Origin of the sequence: Bacillus cytotoxicus NVH 391-98 (genome assembly GCF_000017425.1) — a bacterium.
Lineage (GTDB): Bacteria > Bacillota > Bacilli > Bacillales > Bacillaceae_G > Bacillus_A > Bacillus_A cytotoxicus.
Genome location: NC_009674.1, coordinates 3304677 through 3326363 on the forward strand (window position 1 = coordinate 3304677; position 21687 = coordinate 3326363).

The following is a 21687-nucleotide window of genomic DNA, read 5'->3' on the forward strand; positions in this document are numbered from 1 at the left end:
AGTATGATGCCGAGATTGACACTTCTTTACTTTGCAAAAACCATTAAATAAATAACCCCAATCACCAAAAATATGCCGCAACATGCTAACAATACTTTTGCAAGTTTGTCCATAAACATAACGGTTTACCCCTTTATTTGGCTTTTTGCTATTTTAATTCGACAACTGTAACGCCAAGGCCTCCCTCGCCCATATCACCGTAGCGGAAACTTTTCACACCGCGATGGTTCTTCAAGTAGTCTTGTACACCTTGTCGAAGCGCTCCTGTTCCTTTACCGTGAATGATTGATACACGTGGATAGTTAGCGAGCTGTGCATCATCTAAGTACTTTTCAACACGCATCATCGCATTTTCAAAACGTTCACCGCGAAGATCCAGTTCTAAAGAAACATGGTAGTCCCGTCCTTTTACTGTTGCAACTGCTTTTTTCTCAAGCTGCTTTGGTGTATTAATATATTCCATATCAGATTCTTTTACTTTCATCTTCAGAATCCCAATTTGAACGTTCCACTCACTATCACTTACTTTTTTTAGAAGTTGACCTTTTTGGCCAAACGTTAATACTTTTACTTCATCGCCTGGTCTTAACTGTTGTTTTGGCGCTGTATTTTTCACTTTTACTTTTTGCTTTTTCACAAGCTCAGGCGCTGCCCCTTCTAGGCGACTTTTCGCTTCAATCAATTCATGATCTTTCACATTGGCAAGCTGCGCTTTACGCAATTGACGAAGTTCACGAATAATCGCTTCTGCTTCTTTCTTCGCAGCTTCGACCTTTTCTTCCCCTTCTTTTTGCGCTTTTAATAATCGTTCATCACGTTCTTCGTTAAATTCAATAATTTGACGTTGCAATTCGCGATGAAGCTTTTCAGACTGCTTACGAAGCTCTTCTGCTTCTTTCCAATCACGTTCTGCATTCTTTTGGCTTTCTTCTAATTTCGCAATCATATTTTCAATCTTATTTGTATCTGTACTAATATGATTGCGAGCACGATTAATTACGCGTTCAGATAATCCAAGGCGCTTCGAAATTTCAAAAGCATTACTACGTCCTGGTACACCAATTAATAATTTGTAAGTTGGACTCAATGTATTCACATCAAATTCCACACTTGCGTTAATCACTTGATTACGATTATATCCATATGCTTTCAATTCTGGATAGTGCGTTGTTGCAACAACGCGTGCACCGCGATTATGTACTTCATCTAAGATAGAAATGGCAAGAGCTGCCCCTTCTTGCGGGTCTGTTCCAGCACCTAATTCATCAAATAGCACTAAGCTTTCAAAGTCAGCTTTCTCTAAAATATCGACAATATTAACCATATGGGAAGAGAATGTACTTAAACTTTGTTCAATGGATTGCTCGTCACCGATATCAGCAAAAATATTTTTAAATACGCATATTTCCGATTCCTCTTGTACGGGAATATGAAGACCAGACTGTGCCATTAATACGCATATTCCAACCGTCTTTAACGTAACGGTTTTCCCCCCTGTGTTCGGACCTGTAATGACAATTGTTGTAAAGTCTTTACCAAGCACAATATCGTTTGGCACAATCACTTTTGGATCGATAAGCGGATGACGTGCTTGGCGTAACTCCATATAACGCTCATTATTGACAATCGGTTTTGTCGCTTTCATTCGTTTCGCATACAAAGCTTTCGCAAAGATAAAATCAAGATTCGCAATCACTTCGACATTTGCTAGTACGATATCAGCTTCTGCTGCTACTTCTTCCGTAAGCATCATTAAAATACGTTCTACTTCTTGTTTCTCTTTCACACGTGCTTCTTGCAGGGCGTTATTCAGTTCCACGATGACTTGCGGTTCAATAAATAACGTTTGTCCTGATGCAGATTGGTCATGAACAATGCCACCATATACGCCACGATATTCCTGCTTAACCGGAATTACATAGCGATCGTTACGAATCGTTACAATGGCATCTGATAACATCTTTTGCGCATTTGAAGAGCGCGTCATATTTTCGAGCTTCTCACGAATGCGACTTTCCGCTGTACGAATTTGATTGCGAATACCACGCAATTTATCGCTGGCGCTATCGAGTACTTCGCCGCCATCTCCAATACAGCCTGTAATTTTCTTTTCTAAATCATATAAAGAGACAATTTGCGCAACATGAGTTTCTAAAATCGGAAGCTGAGCGCCATTATCAACTATATCTTCAATGAATCGTTTCATTTGACGGCTGCCATACATCGTACTTGCGATATCCAGTAATTCATGCGGGCTCAGCATACTTCCTATTTTTGCACGCTTTACATTCGATCGAATGTCAAAAATCCCGCCGAGTGGTGCATGTCCTTTTAAACGGATCACTTTCGCCGCCTCATCAGTTGTATCTTGCATTTCCACAATTTCTTCAAAATCTGTGCTTGGCATAAGGCGCTTTACTTTATCTCGGCCAAGCGAAGAAGCTGTATGCTCAAGTAACTGTTCTTTTACTTTGTCATATTCTAATACACGCAACGTTCGTTCTAACATAAGTTGCCTGTCCCCCTTGTGTTACTTATTACGTTTAATAAAATCTAATAAACGTTCAATATCCCATGTGTTAATCACAGTATCTTTTTGAATCCAACCTTTGCGCGCTACCGCTACACCTGTTTCCATATCCTCTAACATCTCAAGTGTATGAGCATCTGTATTAATTGCGATTTTCACACCAGCATCTTGTGCCTGTTTTAATAATTTCGCACTTAAATCTAGACGGTTCGGATTTGCATTTAATTCTAAAACAGTATTTGTTTCTTTTGCGAGCTCAATTAATAAATCTGTATCTACATCATAGCCCTCACGGCGTCCAAGAAGACGTCCTGTTGGATGAGCAATCATTGTTACATGCTTATTTTCAATTGCGGTGCGCAAACGTTTCATAATTGTTTCACGATCTTGTGAGAAACTGGAATGAATCGCACCAATTACATAATCAAGCTCCGCTAATACCTCATCATCAAAATCTAATGTCGCATCTGGCAGTATGTCCATTTCAATCCCACGTAAAATTGTGATATCTGGGTATTTCGCATTGATGCGCTCAATTTCTTTTGCTTGTTCACGAAGTCGCTCTTTCGTTAAGCCATTCGCTACTTTCAAATATTGAGAGTGATCCGTAATTGCCATAAATTTATACCCACGCGCGCGGCATGCTTGTACCATCTCTTCAATGGAAAAAGCACCATCACTCCATGTTGTATGCATATGGAGATCACCTTGTATATCAGAGAACTGAATTAAGTTTGGATATTCCTTAATGAGTTCAATCTCTTTTCCATCCTCGCGCACTTCTGGCGGAATAAACGGAAGGTTGAAATGAGCAAAAAACTCTTCTTCTGTTTCGAATGTTTTCACTTCACCTGTCTCCAAATTTTCCACACCATACTCACTGATCTTTTCACCGTTATCTTTTGCAATCTGACGCATTCTTACGTTATGATCTTTTGAACCTGTAAAATGATGAAGCGTTGTAATAAATTCCTCAGGTTTCACAAGGCGAAAATCAATTGAAATATCATATTCATATTGCAGGCGAACAGATACTTTTGTATCACCGCTTGCAATCACTTCAATCATATTATCAAATTGCAGCAAATGTTCACGTACTGCTGCTGGTTCTGTCGTTGCAATAATGAAGTCTAAATCTTTCACAGTCTCCCGAACGCGGCGCAAACTACCCGCGCGCGAAAAACGAATGACTTCTGCAATGTTCGACAATTTTTCTTCTATTTCCCCGGCAATAGGAAGTACCATTGCAATCGGTAAACGTTCAGGACGAGAACCAGCTTGCGCAATTGCTTCTAATATTTTCTCTTCCGTCTTCTTCCCAAACCCAGCAAGCTCCTGTACTTTCTTTTCTTCACAAGCTTGCTTTAATGTTTCCATGTCAACAACGCCCAGTTCTTTGTAAAGTTTCGCCACTTTCTTACCACCGAGTCCTGGAAGTTTTAATAATGGCAATAAGCTACTAGGCACTTCTTTTTCAAGCTCCTGCAATACTTCGGACGTTCCAGCTTCCATATATTCTTGAATAACTGCTGCAGTTCCTTTTCCGATGCCTGGAATCTTTGTGAAATCTTCAATTTCAGAAAGGCTGCGATCATCACTTTCTAATGCTGCTGCCGCTTTACGAAATGCGGATATTTTAAATGGATTCTCGCCTTTTAATTCCATAAAAAGGGCGATTGTTTCTAATAATTTAATCACTTGTTTTTTATTTACTTTCATACGTTCCCCGCCTTTCCTTCATAGAAAAAAACTTCTCTTTCCGAAAAAGAGAAGTTATACTCTGCTACCTGTCTGCCATAGTTCCTTCACCTTTTCAGAAAGAATCGGTGTATCGTCTACAATTATTTTGCTAATTGATGATTTTTGTAATGGTGTTTGCACTTGTTCAATCGGAAGAATCGTGCCAATAATAATTAAAACAAACAAAATAATGTATACTTCTAAAAAACCAAGAATTGCTCCAGCAAATGCATTAATTTGCTTTAACACTGGTATTTCCGCAAACATATTTAACAAATTACCAAGTAAGGAAAGTGCAATCTTTGTAACAATAAACAGTATAATAAACGCAATTGCTTGATAAAATACTGCCTCAATATTGTTTGCATCAATCCATTCTGGAACGGATACATTTTTATCAAACGGATACGGAATCATTTTCGCCAACGCTGGCGCTAAATCTTTACAGTACCAGTATGCAACAAGGTATGCGATAATAAAGCTTGTTAACTTTACAAGTTGTAGAATAAATCCTCTTCTTAAACCGAGGAAAAATCCCATAACAAGCAATAAAATGATAATGATATCAATCATGTTATTCCATTCCTTTTTGTCTCATACTTTCTTTCAGTTTTTCATGTTCTTCTTTTAATTTTATGTAATCGTGTATGACGTTTACCGCCGTCAATACCGCTAGTCTACTCGTATCAAGCGAAGGATTCTTGGCATTGAGTTCGCGCATTTTATCATCCACAATCGCTGCTACCATGCGGATATGACTTGTACTTTCATCGCCAACAACTGAGTACTGTTGACCATAGATTTCTACATTAATTCGACTTTTCTTTCCCTTTTGTTGTGACAACTCACCGGCCTCCAATCACGTACAGAATCCTAAAGTTTATCATACCATGAACTTTCCCAATATGGAAACAGAAAGAATAATCCGATATGATAAAAATAACACTATTGAAAAAGGAGCGACCATTTTGTCAAATTCTATCGTATTACAAACAAGTTCTACAGTCATTGAAGAGATGAAAAACCAATACAAACAAGCAATCAGTCCAACAGTTCCGCAAGGCGGTATCTTTATCGCGAAAGTACCATCTTGTACAATTACTGCTTATAAATCAGGAAAAGTTATGTTTCAAGGTGGACGTGCTATGGAAGAAGCAGCACGCTGGAAAAATCTTGTCCAATTACCAGCATCTCCTGCAAAAAAAACAGTACACGCACATCGATTCGCTCCGCCCGCTTTAATTGGAACAATGTCGATTATTGGTTCTGATGAAGTAGGTACTGGAGATTATTTTGGACCAATGACAGTTGTTGCTGCATATGTAGATGCAAAACAAATTCCACTTTTAAAAGAACTTGGTGTAAAAGATTCTAAAAACTTAAATGATGCTCAAATTACTGCCATTGCAAAACAACTTCTTACCGTCATTCCTTATAGCTCTCTCGTGCTTCATAATGAAAAATATAACGAGCTATTTGATAAAGGAAACAACCAGGGCAAACTAAAAGCTTTACTGCATAATAAAGCGATTATCAACTTATTAGCGAAAATTGCACCGACAAAACCAGACGGTATCTTAATCGATCAATTCACACAACCTGATACATACTATAAATATTTAGCAAACCAAAAACAGGTACAGCGTGACAATGTTTATTTTGCTACCAAAGGCGAAAGTATACATTTAGCTGTTGCAGCGGCATCTATTCTAGCTCGTTATTCATTCGTAAAACAATTTGATGAACTCAGTAAAAAAGCAGGTATGCAACTTCCAAAAGGTGCAGGCAAACAAGTGGATATTGCTGCCGCTAAACTCATTCAAAAATTAGGAAAAGAGCGTCTTCCTGAATTTGTGAAGCTTCACTTTGCTAATACAGAAAAAGCGTTTCGTTTATTGAAAAAATAGCTATATTTTAGTATCGACAATATGTAAACGAACTAAACAAAGAGAAAAGAAGTCTTATTTCTTTTCTCTTTTATTTTTTGTTATAATTAGAATATACAGAAATACCCACAACTTTAAACTCATATATAAAGGGTGATTTCATTGCTATTTTTACAAATAATTTTAAACATTTTGATAGGAAATCCATACGAAAAACAATTAAAGATTCGTGAGAACATACGATTACTAAATGAACACCCCGAGTTCAATTCAATATTGGAACGATATGGAAGATCTGTTTTACTAAAATTCCGAGTGAGAAAACATATTAGTAAATATGATGCCCAAACATTGATTCATAACCCAATACAACTTAAAAAATTTTGCAATGAGCTTGAAGATATTATTAAAAAATAACATCTTGATAACAACTAAGGAAAGACAGCAACGATAAAAAACTATTCAGTTTAAATGGATATTTTGAATAAAAAGGAGCCATGTGAAATGACTCATACGAAAGTAAAAAAATCACTATACATACTCGTCCATTTTATCAGTCCTCTTACTTACTTTATTATTTCCCTTATCTGAGGCATCCTTTTCACTTCTAAACCTCTTACGGAAAATATAACAGATAGTCTATGCATTATGGCGATATATTGCTTGTTCGTTAGCTTATTATGGTTTTTCTATTTTGAACACTTAGACAAAGACATAGATAAAATGATAAAAGAAATAAAAATAAAAACATATAAAAGGAGTCATTCGAACGAATGACTCCTTTTATATGTTAACTTCGCTTCTGTTTCTTATTTGATGAAGGTACTTTATAAGCACCTGTTTCATGCGTCGTTGTTCCTTGCCCTTCTACTTCTGGAGAACCTAAAACTGCTCGTGAAGGATCTTTTTTCACCTTTTTACTCATTCCTATTCACCCCTTCACGTTACTTTTTGCTTTTCAATAAAAATCTATACGAAAAAGCGAGAGGGCCTTCCTCTCGCTTTTTTCATATTTTAAAACTCCGCAGAACCTGGCGTTCTTGGGAATGGAATTACGTCACGGATATTCCCCATACCAGTGATGTACATTAAGAAACGTTCAAAGCCTAGACCGAATCCAGCGTGTTTTGTACCGCCGTATTTTCTAAGTTCTAAGTACCACCAGTAGTCTTCTTCTTTCATGCCTAATTCTTTGATTCTGTCTACTAAAACATCCATTCTTTCTTCACGTTGACTTCCGCCGATTAATTCGCCGATGCCAGGAACAAGAAGATCAGTAGCAGCTACTGTTTTACCATCATCGTTCATACGCATGTAGAATGCTTTAATATCTTTTGGATAGTCTGTTACGAATACAGGACGTTTAAAGACTTGTTCTGATAAATATCTTTCATGCTCTGTTTGTAAATCAATGCCCCATTCTACTGGGTATTTGAAGTCAGCACCTGATTCTTGAAGTACCTTAATTGCTTCTGTGTATGTGATGCGACCAAAGTCAGAGTTAATGACATTGTTCATGCGCTCAAGAACTGTTTTATCAACAAATTTGTTGAAGAATTCCATTTCTTCTGGTGCATGCTCTAACACGTATTTCATTGCATATTTTAGCATATCTTCTGTAAGATCCATTACATCTTCCAGTTCAGCAAATGCAATTTCCGGCTCCACCATCCAGAACTCAGCTGCATGACGAGTTGTGTTTGAGTTTTCCGCACGGAATGTAGGTCCGAATGTATATACATCACGGAACGCTAATGCATAAGCTTCAGCAGGAAGTTGACCACTTACTGTTAAGTTTGTTTCTCTACCGAAGAAGTCTTTCGAATCGTCTACTTGTCCATCTTCTCCTTTTGGTAGGTTGTTCATGTCATGTGTTGTTACGCGGAACATTTCACCTGCACCTTCTGTATCGCTACCAGTAATAATTGGTGTATGAACATGGACAAAGCCGCGCTCCTGGAAGAACTTATGAATCGCGTAAGCTGCGATAGAACGCACACGGAACGTTGCAGAGAATGCATTTGTTCTTGGACGTAAGTGAGCGATTGTACGTAAGTATTCAAACGTATGGCGTTTCTTTTGAAGTGGGTAATCAGAATCTGATAAGCCTTCAATTTCGATTTTTTCTGCTTTAATTTCAAATGGTTGTTTTGCAGTAGGTGTTGCAATGAACTTCCCTTCTACTCTAATAGAGGAGCTAAGCGGTAATTTTGTAATTTCCTTAAAGTTATCTAATTCTGTATCAAAAACGATTTGTACACTTTTAAAGAAGCTACCATCATTTAATTCGATAAAGCCAAATACTTTTGAATCACGTAAGTTACGAATCCAACCAGATACTTGCACTTTTTGATCTACATATTTATCTGTTTCTCTGTACAGACTTTTTACTAATGTGTTTTCCATAGTGAATGTCTCCTTTACGAATATTTAAATACAAAAAAACCTTTCATCCATAAAGGGACGAAAGGTTAAACTTCGCGGTACCACCCAATTTGTCATAAAGACCAACTTTCATTCGTATGTAATCCATACTTTCCAATTTGTAACAGGTCGGACTCCCGTCTAAGTCTACTCTTGAACAGTAACATTCAATTTCGGTTAGCAACTCCAAGGTGTTCTTCATATATACCGCCTCACCAGGCTCTCACCGTCCCTGATTCGCTATGGATTATAGTATATACTACTTTTCCTTATCATCGTCTTTCATTTTGTTAAACTAAAATTAATGTACTACATTCGCGGGAAAGATGCAAGACGTCAGAAAATATATCAGCTATTTTTCTATTGTTGATTCGATATAGAAAAATAGCTGCCCAACATCATTCATATAAGGTAAAATTTTAATCAGCGGGGAGCTTCATCCCCATTGATGATGAGCTCTCACCAACCCGGCTGTTACTGCCCTAAAATAGCGAGATAAAAAAATTGCCGGATTGATTCCGGCAATTTTTTTATTATTTACGTAACTCCGCACCAAATCTCTCTTCTACCACTGCTAATACACGGTTATGTGCTTCTGTTACTTCTTCGTCTGTTAATGTGCGTTCTGGATCAAAGTAATTCATAGAGAATGCAAGTGATTTCTTACCTTCTTCCATTTTTTCACCTTCGTATAGATCAAACAACGTTACTTCTTTTAGAAGTTCTCCGCCCGCTTCTGCAATAACTTTCTTCATTTCACCAGCTTTTACATCTTTTGCTACAACAACAGCCATATCACGTGTCATAGATGGAAAACGTGGAATTGTTGAGTAATACGTTTCTTCTACCTCTGCACTAAATAGTTTTACAAGAGAGAGTTCGAATACAAATGTATCTTTTACATCTAATTGTTTTTGTGCTTCTGGATGCAATTGACCGATAAAACCAATTACTTCGCCATGTAATAAGATATCAGCTGTACGACCTGGATGCATACCTTCACGTTTGGCTGGTGTATATGTGATATGATTTGTAACGCCAAGTACGTCAAATAATCCTTCTAATACTCCTTTTACAACAAAGAAGTCAACCACTTTCTTTTCACCTTGCCATGCATGATGAAGAGCAAGACCTGTCATAACACCCGCAAGATGCTGTTCTTCTTTTGGAAGCTCTCCTTCTGCTGTCGGTAAAAAGATAGAACCTACTTCATATAAAGCAACGCTATCATTTTTACGAGCAAGGTTGTAAGAAACTGCTTCTAACAATTGTGGTACTAAACTTAAACGAAGCTGACTACGCTCTTCACTCATTGGAAGTGCCAAGTTCACAGGAGTTTTTTCATTTGGTTCAACGATATATTGTTTCGCTTGATCCGCACTTGTTAATGAGTACGTAATTGCTTCGTATAAGCCAGCCCCTTCTAGGAAGCGGCGCACTTTACGACGTTTTGTTTGTGCTTCTGTTAACTGCCCACGTGTCATTGTACCTTTTGGAAGTGTTACTGGAATATGATCGTATCCATACAGACGTCCCACTTCTTCCACTAAGTCTTCTGCAATTGTAATGTCAGGACGACGAGACGGTACATTTATATGGAATGCTCCTTCTACTTCTGTGAATGGAAACTTTAAGTTTGTGAAAATTGTCCCCATTTCACTTGCAGTAATGTCTGTACCTAATACACGGTTGACTTTTTCTACTGTAATTGATACTGTATGTTCTTTTACTTGTAGGTTATCAACTTCTACTACACCTTCTAACGCTTCACCACCAGCGTATTTCACCATTAGAGCAGCGGCATGTTGAATCGCTTCAAACGTGCGTGTTGGGTCAATTCCTTTTTCAAAACGTGCACTTGATTCACTGCGAAGACCTAAATCTTTTGATGCACGGCGCACTGTTTGACTTGTAAAGTATGCAGCTTCAATTAGAACGTTGACTGTACCATTGGTAACTTCAGAATTTGCCCCGCCCATTACACCTGCAATACCTACTGCTTCGTTTCCATTTGTAATCACAAGGTGATGTGCTTGTAATGTACGTTCTTGATCGTCTAATGTTTGAATCTTCTCGCCCTCTTTTGCAAGACGAACAACGATTTGTTTTGAACCTAATTTATCATAATCAAATGCATGTAATGGTTGACCATATTCCATTAAAATGTAGTTTGTAATATCAACTACATTGCTAATCGGACGAATGCCAGCTGCCATAAGACGTGTTTGCATCCACATTGGCGACGGACCAATCTTTACATTTTTCACCATTTTTGCAATGTATAATGGATTCTCTTCTTTTGCTTCTACACTCACAGCAATATAATCCGATGTTTTTTCTGCTGACTCTTGTAAATCAATAGCTGGAAGTTTTACTTCGCGACCGTAAATAGCAGCTACTTCATAAGCAACACCTAACATATTTAAGCAATCCGCACGGTTTGGTGTTAAACCAAGTTCAAGAACTTCATCGTGTAAGTTTAGAATTTCAAGTGCATCCGCCCCCACTTCAACGTCACTTGGGAAGATGAAAATACCATCTGCATAATCCTTTGCAACTAGTTTCGCATCAATGCCAAGCTCTTGTAGAGAACAAACCATACCATGAGACGCTTCACCACGTAATTTTGCTTTTTTAATTTTGAAGTTACCAGGAAGAACAGCGCCAACTTTCGCAACTGGTACTTTTAATCCTTTTGCAATGTTAGGAGCACCGCAAATAATTTGTACGGGCTCTTCTTCACCGATATCGATTAAACATTTACTCAATTTATCAGCTTCTGGGTGTTTTTCACATTCTAATACGTGACCGACTACAACACCTTTTACACCTTTATTTAGTACTTCAACGCCTTCTACTTCAATACCACTTTTCGTGATTTTGTCTGCTAACTCTTGTGCTGTTACATCTTTAATATCTACATACTCTTGTAACCAACGATATGATACGAACATACTTATCCTCTCCTTCCCTTACGCTCGTTTGAATTGTTGTAAGAAACGTACATCATTTGTATAGAAATGACGAATGTCATCTACGCCGTATTTCAACATTGCGATACGCTCTGCACCCATACCGAATGCAAAACCTTGATATTCTTTTGAATCATAACCAGCCATTTCAAGTACGTTCGGGTGAACCATACCTGCGCCTAAAATTTCAATCCAGCCAGTTCCTTTACAAGTGCCGCAACCTTTACCATGACACATCATACAAGAAATATCCATCTCTACAGATGGCTCTGTGAATGGGAAGAAACTTGGACGAAGACGAATTTCACGATCTTCACCGAACATCTTTTTCACGAATACTTGAAGTGTACCTTTCAAATCACTCATACGAATATTTTTATCAATTACAAGACCTTCAATTTGCATGAACTGATGTGAGTGTGTCGCATCATCATCATCACGGCGATATACTTTACCCGGACAAATAATTTTAATCGGACCTTTTTCTTTATTGTTTTCCATTGTACGTGCTTGCACAGAAGATGTATGTGTACGTAGTAACGTTTCTTCTGTAATATAGAATGTATCTTGCATATCACGTGCTGGGTGATCTTTCGGTAAGTTTAATGCTTCGAAATTGTAGTAGTCTTTTTCTACTTCTGTTCCTTCAGCTACTTCATAACCCATACCGATAAATACATCTTCAATTTGTTCAACAACAGCTGTTAACGGATGGTGACAACCTGTTTCAACAGGACGACCTGGCAGTGTAACATCAATTGTTTCAGAAGCTAGTTTCGCTTCCATTACTGCTTTTTCTAAGTTGCTCACTTTTTCTTCTAGACGAGTTTGAATTGCTTCACGCACTTCATTTACTAATGCTCCCATACGTGGACGCTCTTCTGGGGATAATTTCCCCATGCCGCGTAATACTTCTGTAATCGGGCCTTTTTTACCTAAATACGCTACGCGTACGTCGTTTAAACTCTTTAGCTCTTTTGCTTCTTCAATAAGCTTTAACGCTTTTTGCTTTAGCTCTTTTAAACGTGCTTCCATTTGGAACCCTCCTAATTTTAAAAATAAAAAAACCTCGCTCCCAAAAAGGGACGAGGTAAATTCGCGGTACCACCCTAAATTGACAGAACAAGTCTGTCCACTTCATTAGTTATAACGATCAATTCTGACCGGAACGCCTTTACATATACATGGTCCTGGCGTCAACTCCAGAGGTGAATTCACTTCCGTCTACCATAAGAATGCTTTCAGTCTAAGGCATTCTCTCCCTATATGGCGATTTTGAAAGTTACTCTTCTCTATCAATGTTTTTCATTCTATTCTTTTTATTATATGTTCAACTTATTATAAGAAGTTTTTTAACGATTCGCAACCGGGCTTTGTAAATAATACGTTAAAATTCCAGCAGCTACTGCTACATTTAGCGACTCGGCCCCGCCATAAATCGGAATATATAAGTTTTGATCACATTTTGCAAGAATATCTTGGTGCACACCATTTCCTTCATTTCCTACAATTAATGCGAAACTTCCTGTTGGTGTTATTTCGCCATATGGAACACCATTTTCTAGCGCTGTTCCGTATACAGGAACGTTATGTGTTTTTAACTTGTCTATCCATTCTTCTAAATTCCCTTTGACAACTGGCAAATGAAAAATAGAGCCTTGTGTAGAGCGGAGCACTTTACTATTATAAGCGTCTACACATCCTTCTCCAAGTACAACAGCATGAACACCTGCTGCATCAGCCGTGCGAATAATTGTCCCTAAATTGCCTGGATCTTGAAGACCATCGAGCAAAAGAAATTTCCCATTTGAAAGCTCTACTTCTTTTTCTTGTTTCTCGCAAACTGCAAATACACCTTGTGTTGTTTCTGTTTCCCTAAGCACCTTTACAATCGGTTCAGGGACAATATACATTTCGACATCAGAAACGATCCAATCTTTCGGAAGGTCCGTTTGATCTGAAACGATAAGTTCTGTAACAATGTCTGCTTTTAAAGCTTCTTCTACTAAATGGAATCCTTCTACAAAGAATAGTCCTTTCTTATCGCGTTCTTTTTTTGTTTGTAACTTTTTCCACTGCTTCACACGCGGATTTTTTACTGAATCAATATTTTTCATTCTATGCATTCCCTCTCTTCTTGTCTTCTCATTATAGCCTATTTTTCATACATATTTACATAAAAAAGAACAAAAACTAATGGCAGTTTCAATTCCGAAAATGAGGTGACTGAAATGAACTTTAATTTACGCGGGGCAGTATTAGCAAATATAGCTGGTAATACACAAGATCAATTACAAGAAACGATTGTTGACGCTATTCAAAGCGGCGAAGAAAAAATGTTACCGGGACTTGGTGTTTTATTTGAAGTAATTTGGAAAAATGCAGATGAAAATGAAAGGCACGATATGCTCGAAACACTAGAACAAGGATTAAAAAATAAGTAATATCACAAGCCTGTCTCCAAAAAAAATTTTTTTTGGAGACAGGTGTTTTTTACCTTGTATACAAAATCATCGTATATCGGCGATTTTTCAAATATATCGGCGATTCGACACAAGATATCGACCAGTCGACAAATTCCGTCATCTTATTACTACTAAAAATAATAAAAGCCCGTCTCTTTCCTCTAAATCTTTCTACTTTACTAATACTGCTTAATGGAGTACAATGTTCAAAATATATTTTAATCGGTTAAAAAAGGAGTAAATGTTTTATGCGCCACGTTACACTTGAACAAATTTTCGAACATCATATTACACAAAAGTACGTAAGCCGTTCTGGAATGGTTCATGCGATTGCCGTCGCTTATCATGCGTTTCACTTAGCGAAAAAGCATCACGCCTCAGTCGATGCGGCAACAAAGGCTGGCTTTCTTCATGACATCGGACATCATACATGGTATAGCGATGGAAAATGGGACTATGAATTATATAAAAAGAATGATATCCATGCAATTAAAGGAGCGGAAAGAGCTCATAAATTGTTGATTCGATTAGGAGAACACCCTAGACTTGCAAAAGAAATTTCCATTGCGATTCTTCTGCATACAGACTCTTTCCTAGTAAAGCAAGAGATTGAAAGAACACCTCTTCAACAGGTTATTAAATGGGCGGATGAAGCAGATGAAGAGCCGGGTGGAGCACATCATTACCGAACAATTTCTTATGAAAAAGCATTGAAAGCTATTCAACAATTAGATCAAATGGTAGAGCGTGAATTACAAACACAACAAACGAAATCCAATAAAAAAATAGCGCAAATTTGTCAATAAATAAGAGGTATCACTGCATAGCGATACCTCTTTTATTATTTTCCTGTTTTATCTTTTTTGGAACAGGACTACTAAGCGGCTTATTTATATTACTCCCACTGGCGATTTATACTGAAGGCATTTCAAATAAAAAGACAATTACTCTATATGAATCTCTTGGAAATGCTACAAGCATTTTTATCATAAAAATAAATTTATTTTTAATCATATCTAAAATAACCCTAACATTGTAAAATATAACTTATTAACTAGAAGGAGATTTTATATGGATATTTTGGCTTTTGTATGGATTTTCTTTATGCCTATCCTCGTAATGTCAGGCGTGATTGGTGGAATGTTTTTAATAATAGCAGGCGTGAATTATCGGAAGTTACTCGTGGTCTTAATGGGATTGCTCTCTTTTTCCTTTGTGGTACTCCCTTTTGTTTTCTGGGGCATGGGGATTGATAGTGATAAATTTCTTCGTATTCCAACCGTTCTATATTGGATTCTATTCTCTTTAACTGGTTTGTTAGCAGGAGTCAATGGCATACAATTAAAAGTGAAAAGTATACGCAATATGGGATTCATTATTTTTTCTACAGGAATGTTAGGTGCTATTTTCTATTATTTGATGTCCCTACCTAATTCATTCTCTATATAACAGAATCGTTTACAGTTATTGCTCATCAACTTCTCGTTACAGATTAACTATAAAAAAGCAGGGACATTAATTCCCTGCTTTTCGATTTGGCTTATTACCTGATTTCAAGAAGAATGATAATACCCAGGCAATACCCGCTAATATGGTTGCAATTAAGAACGCATCATTAATACCGTTAATTGCAGATAGCTTTGAAATTTGTCCGTATAATAGTTGCGTACTCATCACATCTCCAGCTTGTGCGGAACCAGCTAAAGCTGCTAAGCTTTGTCCCATTCCGTGTACTTTATCAACTAAAATCGGATTTGTCGTTGTTAACATATTTCCGTAATCTGCTACGTGATAGTTTGTTTGCTGCGTCATAATTGTAATTAAAATCGCTGTACCAATTGAACCGGCGACTTGTCTTGACGTATTTTGTGTTGCTGTACCATGCGAAATCAATTTCATCGGCAACGCATTCATACCAGCTGTCATAATTGGCATCATAATAAACGACATTCCGATTGAACGTATGATGTAGTCTCTCATGATTACACTATATGGTGTCTCCATTGTTAATTTCGTAAATTCATATGTTGCATATGTTGTAATTGCTAACCCAATGATTGCTAAGGGACGAATGCCATACTTATCAAATAGTTTCCCTGCAATCGGTCCCATAATCCCCATAATTAATGATCCTGGAAGAAGCAGTAGACCGGATTCAATTGGCGTAAAACCACGAATATTTTGCAGATAGACAGGAAGTAATAACATACCTCCAAATAGCGCCATTGTTACAATTGCGTTAATTAACAATGTGAAAGTAAATGTTGGATACTTAAATACATGTAAATCCAACATTTTATTATCCGTCGTCATTTCTCTCCAAATAAACAATGCAAGACCAATTGTACCGATGATCAGAGAAACAACAACTTCTGTACTGCTCCAACTATTATTGCCGGCTTCACTAAATCCATATAATAAGCTACCAAGTCCAATACTTGAGCTAATTACACCAAATAAATCCAATTTCGCTTTCGATACTGGCTGTGCTAGTGTAAAGAATTTTAATGATAATAAAGTAATGATTAGGCCAATCACAAACATCACATAGAACATTAAGTTCCAGCTGTAATTTTCAATGACCCAACCTGTTACAGTCGGTCCAATAGCTGGTGCTAAAATCATCGCTACCCCTAATAATCCCATCGCAGCTCCTCGCTTATGGGGAGGGAACAGTGTCATAAAAATATTCATACCAATTGGCATTAAAACACCTGCACCAACTGCTTGAATTACACGGCCTATCATCATCATCGTAAAGTTTCCAGATATAGCACAAATAATAGAACCTACTGTAAAAAATACCATTGCTGCTATAAATAAATTACGATACGTAAAGCGCGATACTAAAAAGGCACTGATTGGGACTAAAATCCCGTTTACAAGCATAAATCCTGTAATTAACCATTGCGCTGTTGAAGTTGAGACATTAAATTCATTCATTAATGGTGGCAAAGCAACATTAATAATCGTTTGGTTTAAAATCGAAACAAACATGCCAAGAATCAATACTGTCACAACTGCTTTTACATTTACATTTTCTATTGGCAAATGCTTTTTGGGTACTTCTTTCTTAGCTGCTTCTAATTCTACAAGATTGGAAGCTTTTTGTTCCGGTTGCTTCGTTTCTATTTTACTTACGGCTGGGACCTTCTCTTCTCCCGCGTTTGTTTTTTTCTTTCTAAAAAGACGATTTACCAGGAAGAAGACTATAATACAAAATATAGCATATCCTACTATTAAAGATGAGGACATTTTATCTCCCCCCCTTATTTATGAATACGAACTGTCACATTCATTCCAGGAACAATATTTACTGACTTACTGTGGTCTAAAGAAATTTTAACCGGTACTACTTGTGTCACTTTTGTATAATTTGCTGTTGAATTGCTTGATGGTAACATCGAGAACGTATTTGCTGTTGTTAAACCAATTTGTTCTACTTTTCCTGTTAATGTTGTATCAGGATACGCATCAACATATACATCTACTTCTTGTCCTTTTTGTACATCATCAATATCTGTTTCTTCAATGTTTGCTGTTACCCATAGATCATTCATATCAAATGCGTATGCAATTGGGCTACCTGCCCCAACAAAAGCATTTGTTGTTGCATTAGATTGTACAACTGTTGCACCTTGTGGAATTGTCACATCCATTGTTTGTTCACCATTTGAACCTGATGTCGTAACGGCACCTAGTTTATCATTTTCATTGTAGCTTTTACCTACTTCTGCTTGCCATTCTGTTAATTTCCCTGCTACTGGTGATGCAATTGGAATTACTTTCCCATCAATTTTCGCATTCTCTGTCTTTAAATAGTTTTCGGATTGGTTGTAGTAGTAGTAACCACCGATACCGCCGCCAACTAATACGATTAATGTGATGATGTTGATCATCACCATTCTTCGAAATTGATTCATTGCTTTTCTCTCCTTATATCGAATATAATTTTTCTCTAAACGATTTCTATCCTTTTGTTTATATTGTTTAATTATTAATTATATTAACAATTAAACAAAAAAAGCACACCTTTTGCATGATAAAGTAAGCTTTTCTATCCATCATACGAGTGGTGCTGTTTTCTAAAGGAATATCGTTTATAATTATAAATAATTATTTCAAATCTACAACCGACAAATTAAGCATATATGTTGTTTACCCAACATTTAATTATGTATATGTTGATTAAATAAATAAAACTCAACAAGGAGAAACAAAAATGTCTATTAAAAATACAAATGATCCACGTGTAAAACGAACGAAACAGCTCATACAGGATGCTTTTATTACTTTAGTAGGCGAAAAAGGTTTTGAAAATGTAACCGTGCAGCACATTGCGGAACGCGCTCCTGTTAATCGTGCTACTTTTTATAGTCATTATCATGATAAATACGACCTGCTTGAAAAAACGATTACTGAAATGTTAGAAACACTAACTGAAGCAATTAAACCAAAAAAGCGAAATAAAGAAGATTTTCAGCTCACATTTGATTCACCACACCCAAGCTTTTTAGCTCTATTTGAACATATCGCAAAAAACGAAAAGTTTTATCGCGTTATGCTCGGTGATCAAGCAGCTGGCAATTATGCATATAAAATGATGAAAACCATTCAAACTCATTTAACTTTAAGTTTATCCATCGCACAGCCAAATGATGAAAAACTTATCGTTCCACGTGATATTCTTATTAGCTATATCACTGGCGCTCACCTTGGCATCATTATGTCTTGGCTCAAAAAGGGAATGATTTACACACCTCACTTTATGGCACTTCAATTAACGCGTTTAATCATTTTAGGAGTACATACTGCAGCTGGATTAGAGCGCCCTTTTTAAATAACAAAAAGCGAAGAGACATCTCTTCGCTTTTTGTTTAATCAAATGTAATATTATGTACAGCCTCTTTATCAAGACGTTTAATCACTTCTACAATGAGTTTCACTGCATTTTCATAATCGTCACGATGCAACATAGCAGCATGAGAGTGAATGTAACGAGTTGCAATTGTAATTGCCATAGATGGAATACCATTTACAGAAATATGAATCGCCCCTGCATCAGTTCCGCCTCCAGCTACAAAGTCGTATTGATATGGAATATCTAGCTCATCAGCAACATCCACTACGAAATTACGAAGCCCAGTATGACCAATGACAGATGCATCATATAAAATGATTTGTGGCCCATCTCCCATTTTACTTTGCGCTTCTTTTTCTGTTACTCCCGGTGTATCGCCAGCAATTCCAACATCTACTGCAAACGCAATGTCGGGTTTAATATAGTTTGCTGACGTTTTCGCACCGCGCAGTCCTACTTCTTCTTGAACTGTTCCAACACCGTATACAATGTTTGGATGTTTTTCATCTTTTAATTGTCTTAATACATCAATCGTAATAGCACAACCAATGCGGTTATCCCACGCTTTTGCAAGCAGCAGTTTTTCATTTTTCATCACTTGGAATTCGAAATATGGTACAACTTGATCTCCTGGTCGTACGCCCCATTCCATTGCTTCTTCTTTGCTAGAAGCACCGATATCGATGAACATGTCCTTAATTTCAACTGGTTTTTTACGAGCTTCTGCTGATAAAATGTGTGGTGGTTTTGAACCAATTACACCTGTTATATCCCCTTTGCACGTTATAATTGTTACACGCTGTGCAAGCATAACTTGTGACCACCAGCCACCTACCGTTTGAAAACGAAGAAAACCTTTATTATCGATTTGTGTAATCATAAAGCCCACTTCATCTAAATGACCAGCTACCATAATTTTCGGACCGTTTTCTTCTCCTACCTTTTTAGCAACTAAACTTCCTAAATTATCTGTAGAAAGTTCATCCGCAAACGGTTCAATGTACTTTTTCATTACTTCACGTGGCTCACGCTCATTTCCCGCAATACCGCGCGCATCTGTTAGTTCTTTCAGCATTGTCAATGTTTTATCTAACTTTTGCATTGTCAATCCCTCCTTTTTCTTCATTTAACCTATTATATAATAAGTAAATTGAAATATTCAAAAAAACAAAGTGAAACTTTAATCAGTGGAGATTTTCTTTATGCTCCACTGATTATAAGCCTTCATCCATTAATATCCTTGCGTTTGACGTTGATGATTCACTTTATTTTTATCCAAATATGCTTTTTCAATTTCTTCTTGACTAAATTCAAGAACTTGTCCAAGACGAAGATAGCTTGTAAATAATTCGATATAGTTTGTAATAGACGGTTGATCCGTGAAACGAATTACTTTTGCATATGTGTCTAAGAAACTTTCCACCTGTGTTTTATTCGTTTGTGCACATTTATAAAATAGAAAGTTCTTATCAATTCCTAAATCAATACCAATTGATAAAATAAAATGTAAACCATCTACATATTCTTCTAGTATGACTTCACGTTCAGATGCTGGCTTTGTACTCCAATATTTAAAACAACGCGTTTCATTTGCAAGTTCTCCAATTTCAACAAGGAGCGCTAACATTTTTTCTTTTAATAGCTTCTTCGGCTGTAAGTCATGTTCTTTTGTAATATGATCATCTAATTCTTTTTGCAATTTAAATAGCTGTAGTAAATCCATTCCATCGTCCTCCTCTAACATCGCACAAAGACAATGTTGTTTCATCTCATATTTCACATAAGCTAAAAGCCCTACCCTTATTACCTATTTCGCTTTCTATTCCCTTATGAAATATCTTGTCCTTAAATCATGAATACATTTCAATCATCAGTAAATGATATGATAATACTTCTATATTATCTTTACATTATAACAGTGTCGTTTCTACTAGAAAAGATACCTTTCAGAAGCAATAAAAAAGTTAGAGAAGTCCCTCTTGACGTTTTATTACATAATTATAAAATTTATACACATTTTTCCGTTTATTCCATCAAGATGACGTGTTTCTATCATCGCTTCTACTTTTTCTTCCTCATCAAGTTTTTTGCGAGCTCTACTAAGGCTCCTTTTTCATATATCTACTTCTTTTCTTCATTTCCAGATAGGTTAATCTTAGGAACACATAAAAAAACCTTAGAAGAAAATCTTCTAAGGTTTTCAAGCAATTATTTTAAGTTGTTTTTTGCAACTGTTGCTAATTCAGCGAAAGCTTTTTCGTCATGAACAGCTAAGTCAGCAAGCATTTTACGGTTAACTTCGATACCAGCAAGTTTTAAACCGTGCATTAAGCGGCTGTAAGAAAGACCATTCATGCGAGCTGCTGCGTTAATACGAGTGATCCATAATTTACGGAAGTCACGTTTCTTTTGGCGACGGTCACGGAACGCATATAATAAAGACTTCATTACTTGTTGGTTAGCAACTTTGAATAAAGTATGTTTAGAACCGTAGTAACCTTTCGCTAATTTAATCATTTTTTTACGACGTTTACGAGTAACTGTACCACCTTTTACTCTTGGCATAATATTACCTCCTAGTGTGTTCTATATATCAACCGAACTTATTTTAAGTTGTCAAGCATTTGACGGATACGTTTGTAGTCACCAGCACTTACTAGACCAGCTTTACGTAGTTTACGTTTCGCTTTTGTAGACTTATTTGCAAATAAGTGGCTAGTATAAGCGTGATCACGTTTAAGTTTACCAGATCCAGTTTTTTTGAAACGCTTTGCAGCGCCGCGATGAGTTTTTTGTTTAGGCATAGGTA

20 protein-coding genes, 1 pseudogene and 2 other annotated features are annotated in these 21687 nt (G+C 36.9%); of the genes and pseudogenes, 6 read left to right on the forward strand and 15 right to left on the reverse strand.

Annotated features, from left to right (window positions below):
• Positions 1 to 148: 148 nt before the first annotated feature.
• Genes BCER98_RS16340 through zapA form a run of 4 tightly spaced genes read right to left on the reverse strand, consistent with a single transcriptional unit; the run spans position 149 to position 5114 of the window.
• On the reverse strand, positions 149 to 2509 hold the full coding sequence (locus BCER98_RS16340; RefSeq protein ID WP_012095698.1) for an endonuclease MutS2: 2361 nt from the start codon (positions 2507 to 2509) through the stop codon (positions 149 to 151).
• A 21-nt stretch (positions 2510 to 2530) separates the two neighbouring features.
• Complete coding sequence (gene polX / locus BCER98_RS16345) at positions 2531 to 4249, reverse strand: DNA polymerase/3'-5' exonuclease PolX (protein WP_012095699.1); 1719 nt, start codon at positions 4247 to 4249, stop codon at positions 2531 to 2533.
• Positions 4250 to 4303: 54 nt separating this feature from the next.
• Positions 4304 to 4843 carry a CvpA family protein gene (locus BCER98_RS16350; RefSeq protein ID WP_012095700.1) on the reverse strand — a complete coding sequence of 180 codons (540 nt, stop codon included), beginning with the start codon at positions 4841 to 4843 and terminating at the stop codon, positions 4304 to 4306.
• Position 4844: 1 nt separating this feature from the next.
• Positions 4845 to 5114 (reverse strand): cell division protein ZapA, encoded by a 270-nt coding sequence (gene zapA, locus BCER98_RS16355; RefSeq protein WP_041810059.1) that lies wholly within the window; start codon positions 5112 to 5114, stop codon positions 4845 to 4847.
• Positions 5115 to 5238: 124 nt separating this feature from the next.
• Between zapA and rnhC the strand changes: the two genes are divergently transcribed.
• Both rnhC and BCER98_RS23245 read left to right on the forward strand, forming a co-directional pair.
• Positions 5239 to 6177 carry a ribonuclease HIII gene (rnhC, locus tag BCER98_RS16360; protein WP_041810062.1) on the forward strand — a complete coding sequence of 313 codons (939 nt, stop codon included), beginning with the start codon at positions 5239 to 5241 and terminating at the stop codon, positions 6175 to 6177.
• A 483-nt stretch (positions 6178 to 6660) separates the two neighbouring features.
• Positions 6661 to 6933 (forward strand): annotated as a pseudogene (locus BCER98_RS23245) (hypothetical protein).
• A 13-nt stretch (positions 6934 to 6946) separates the two neighbouring features.
• On the opposite strand, the gene BCER98_RS21365 reads toward BCER98_RS23245, so the two are convergent.
• From BCER98_RS21365 to BCER98_RS16385, 5 genes are all read right to left on the reverse strand, one after another.
• The gene (locus BCER98_RS21365) at positions 6947 to 7081 is read right to left on the reverse strand and encodes a YuzL family protein (RefSeq protein WP_012095704.1); all 135 of its coding nucleotides are present in this window, start codon (positions 7079 to 7081) and stop codon (positions 6947 to 6949) included.
• Between the two features lie 89 nt (positions 7082 to 7170).
• Entirely contained in the window at positions 7171 to 8562 is a 1392-nt protein-coding gene (gene asnS, locus BCER98_RS16370; RefSeq protein WP_012095705.1) for an asparagine--tRNA ligase, read from the reverse strand.
• Positions 8563 to 8612: 50 nt separating this feature from the next.
• Positions 8613 to 8865, reverse strand: a binding site (T-box leader).
• Positions 8866 to 9113: 248 nt separating this feature from the next.
• Positions 9114 to 11534, reverse strand: coding sequence for a phenylalanine--tRNA ligase subunit beta (pheT, locus tag BCER98_RS16375; RefSeq protein WP_012095706.1), 2421 nt, complete (start codon positions 11532 to 11534; stop codon positions 9114 to 9116).
• 18 nt (positions 11535 to 11552) lie between these two features.
• On the reverse strand, positions 11553 to 12587 hold the full coding sequence (pheS, locus tag BCER98_RS16380; RefSeq protein ID WP_012095707.1) for a phenylalanine--tRNA ligase subunit alpha: 1035 nt from the start codon (positions 12585 to 12587) through the stop codon (positions 11553 to 11555).
• A gap of 43 nt (positions 12588 to 12630) precedes the next feature.
• Positions 12631 to 12860, reverse strand: a binding site (T-box leader).
• A 44-nt stretch (positions 12861 to 12904) separates the two neighbouring features.
• Positions 12905 to 13669 carry a TrmH family RNA methyltransferase gene (locus BCER98_RS16385; protein ID WP_012095708.1) on the reverse strand — a complete coding sequence of 255 codons (765 nt, stop codon included), beginning with the start codon at positions 13667 to 13669 and terminating at the stop codon, positions 12905 to 12907.
• A 114-nt stretch (positions 13670 to 13783) separates the two neighbouring features.
• Between BCER98_RS16385 and sspI the strand changes: the two genes are divergently transcribed.
• The 3 genes from sspI to BCER98_RS16400 all read left to right on the forward strand — a co-directional run bounded on the left by sspI (position 13784) and on the right by BCER98_RS16400 (position 15466).
• A complete protein-coding gene (gene sspI / locus BCER98_RS16390; RefSeq protein ID WP_012095709.1) occupies positions 13784 to 13996 on the forward strand; it encodes a small acid-soluble spore protein SspI in 213 nt (70 codons plus the stop codon).
• A gap of 269 nt (positions 13997 to 14265) precedes the next feature.
• The gene (locus BCER98_RS16395; protein ID WP_012095710.1) at positions 14266 to 14823 is read left to right on the forward strand and encodes an HD domain-containing protein; all 558 of its coding nucleotides are present in this window, start codon (positions 14266 to 14268) and stop codon (positions 14821 to 14823) included.
• A 265-nt stretch (positions 14824 to 15088) separates the two neighbouring features.
• Entirely contained in the window at positions 15089 to 15466 is a 378-nt protein-coding gene (locus BCER98_RS16400) for a hypothetical protein (protein WP_012095711.1), read from the forward strand.
• A 66-nt stretch (positions 15467 to 15532) separates the two neighbouring features.
• Here BCER98_RS16400 and BCER98_RS16405 read toward each other — a convergent pair whose 3' ends face one another.
• Positions 15533 to 17272, reverse strand: coding sequence for a DHA2 family efflux MFS transporter permease subunit (locus BCER98_RS16405; RefSeq protein WP_012095712.1), 1740 nt, complete (start codon positions 17270 to 17272; stop codon positions 15533 to 15535).
• 14 nt (positions 17273 to 17286) lie between these two features.
• Entirely contained in the window at positions 17287 to 17940 is a 654-nt protein-coding gene (locus BCER98_RS16410) for an HlyD family secretion protein (protein ID WP_012095713.1), read from the reverse strand.
• A 299-nt stretch (positions 17941 to 18239) separates the two neighbouring features.
• Between BCER98_RS16410 and BCER98_RS16415 the strand changes: the two genes are divergently transcribed.
• Positions 18240 to 18857: a TetR/AcrR family transcriptional regulator gene (locus BCER98_RS16415; RefSeq protein ID WP_012095714.1), complete on the forward strand. Its 618-nt coding sequence runs from the start codon at positions 18240 to 18242 to the stop codon at positions 18855 to 18857.
• Positions 18858 to 18894: 37 nt separating this feature from the next.
• On the opposite strand, the gene BCER98_RS16420 is transcribed toward BCER98_RS16415, so the two are convergent.
• The 4 genes from BCER98_RS16420 to rpmI all read right to left on the reverse strand — a co-directional run bounded on the left by BCER98_RS16420 (position 18895) and on the right by rpmI (position 21682).
• Positions 18895 to 19980, reverse strand: a complete 1086-nt coding sequence (locus BCER98_RS16420; RefSeq protein ID WP_012095715.1) for a M42 family metallopeptidase — start codon at positions 19978 to 19980, stop codon at positions 18895 to 18897.
• 129 nt (positions 19981 to 20109) lie between these two features.
• Positions 20110 to 20601 carry a dUTP diphosphatase gene (locus BCER98_RS16425; protein ID WP_041810065.1) on the reverse strand — a complete coding sequence of 164 codons (492 nt, stop codon included), beginning with the start codon at positions 20599 to 20601 and terminating at the stop codon, positions 20110 to 20112.
• A 485-nt stretch (positions 20602 to 21086) separates the two neighbouring features.
• Positions 21087 to 21443, reverse strand: a complete 357-nt coding sequence (gene rplT, locus BCER98_RS16430; RefSeq protein WP_012095717.1) for a 50S ribosomal protein L20 — start codon at positions 21441 to 21443, stop codon at positions 21087 to 21089.
• Between the two features lie 38 nt (positions 21444 to 21481).
• Positions 21482 to 21682, reverse strand: coding sequence for a 50S ribosomal protein L35 (rpmI, locus tag BCER98_RS16435; RefSeq protein WP_012095718.1), 201 nt, complete (start codon positions 21680 to 21682; stop codon positions 21482 to 21484).
• Positions 21683 to 21687 lie beyond the last annotated feature (5 nt).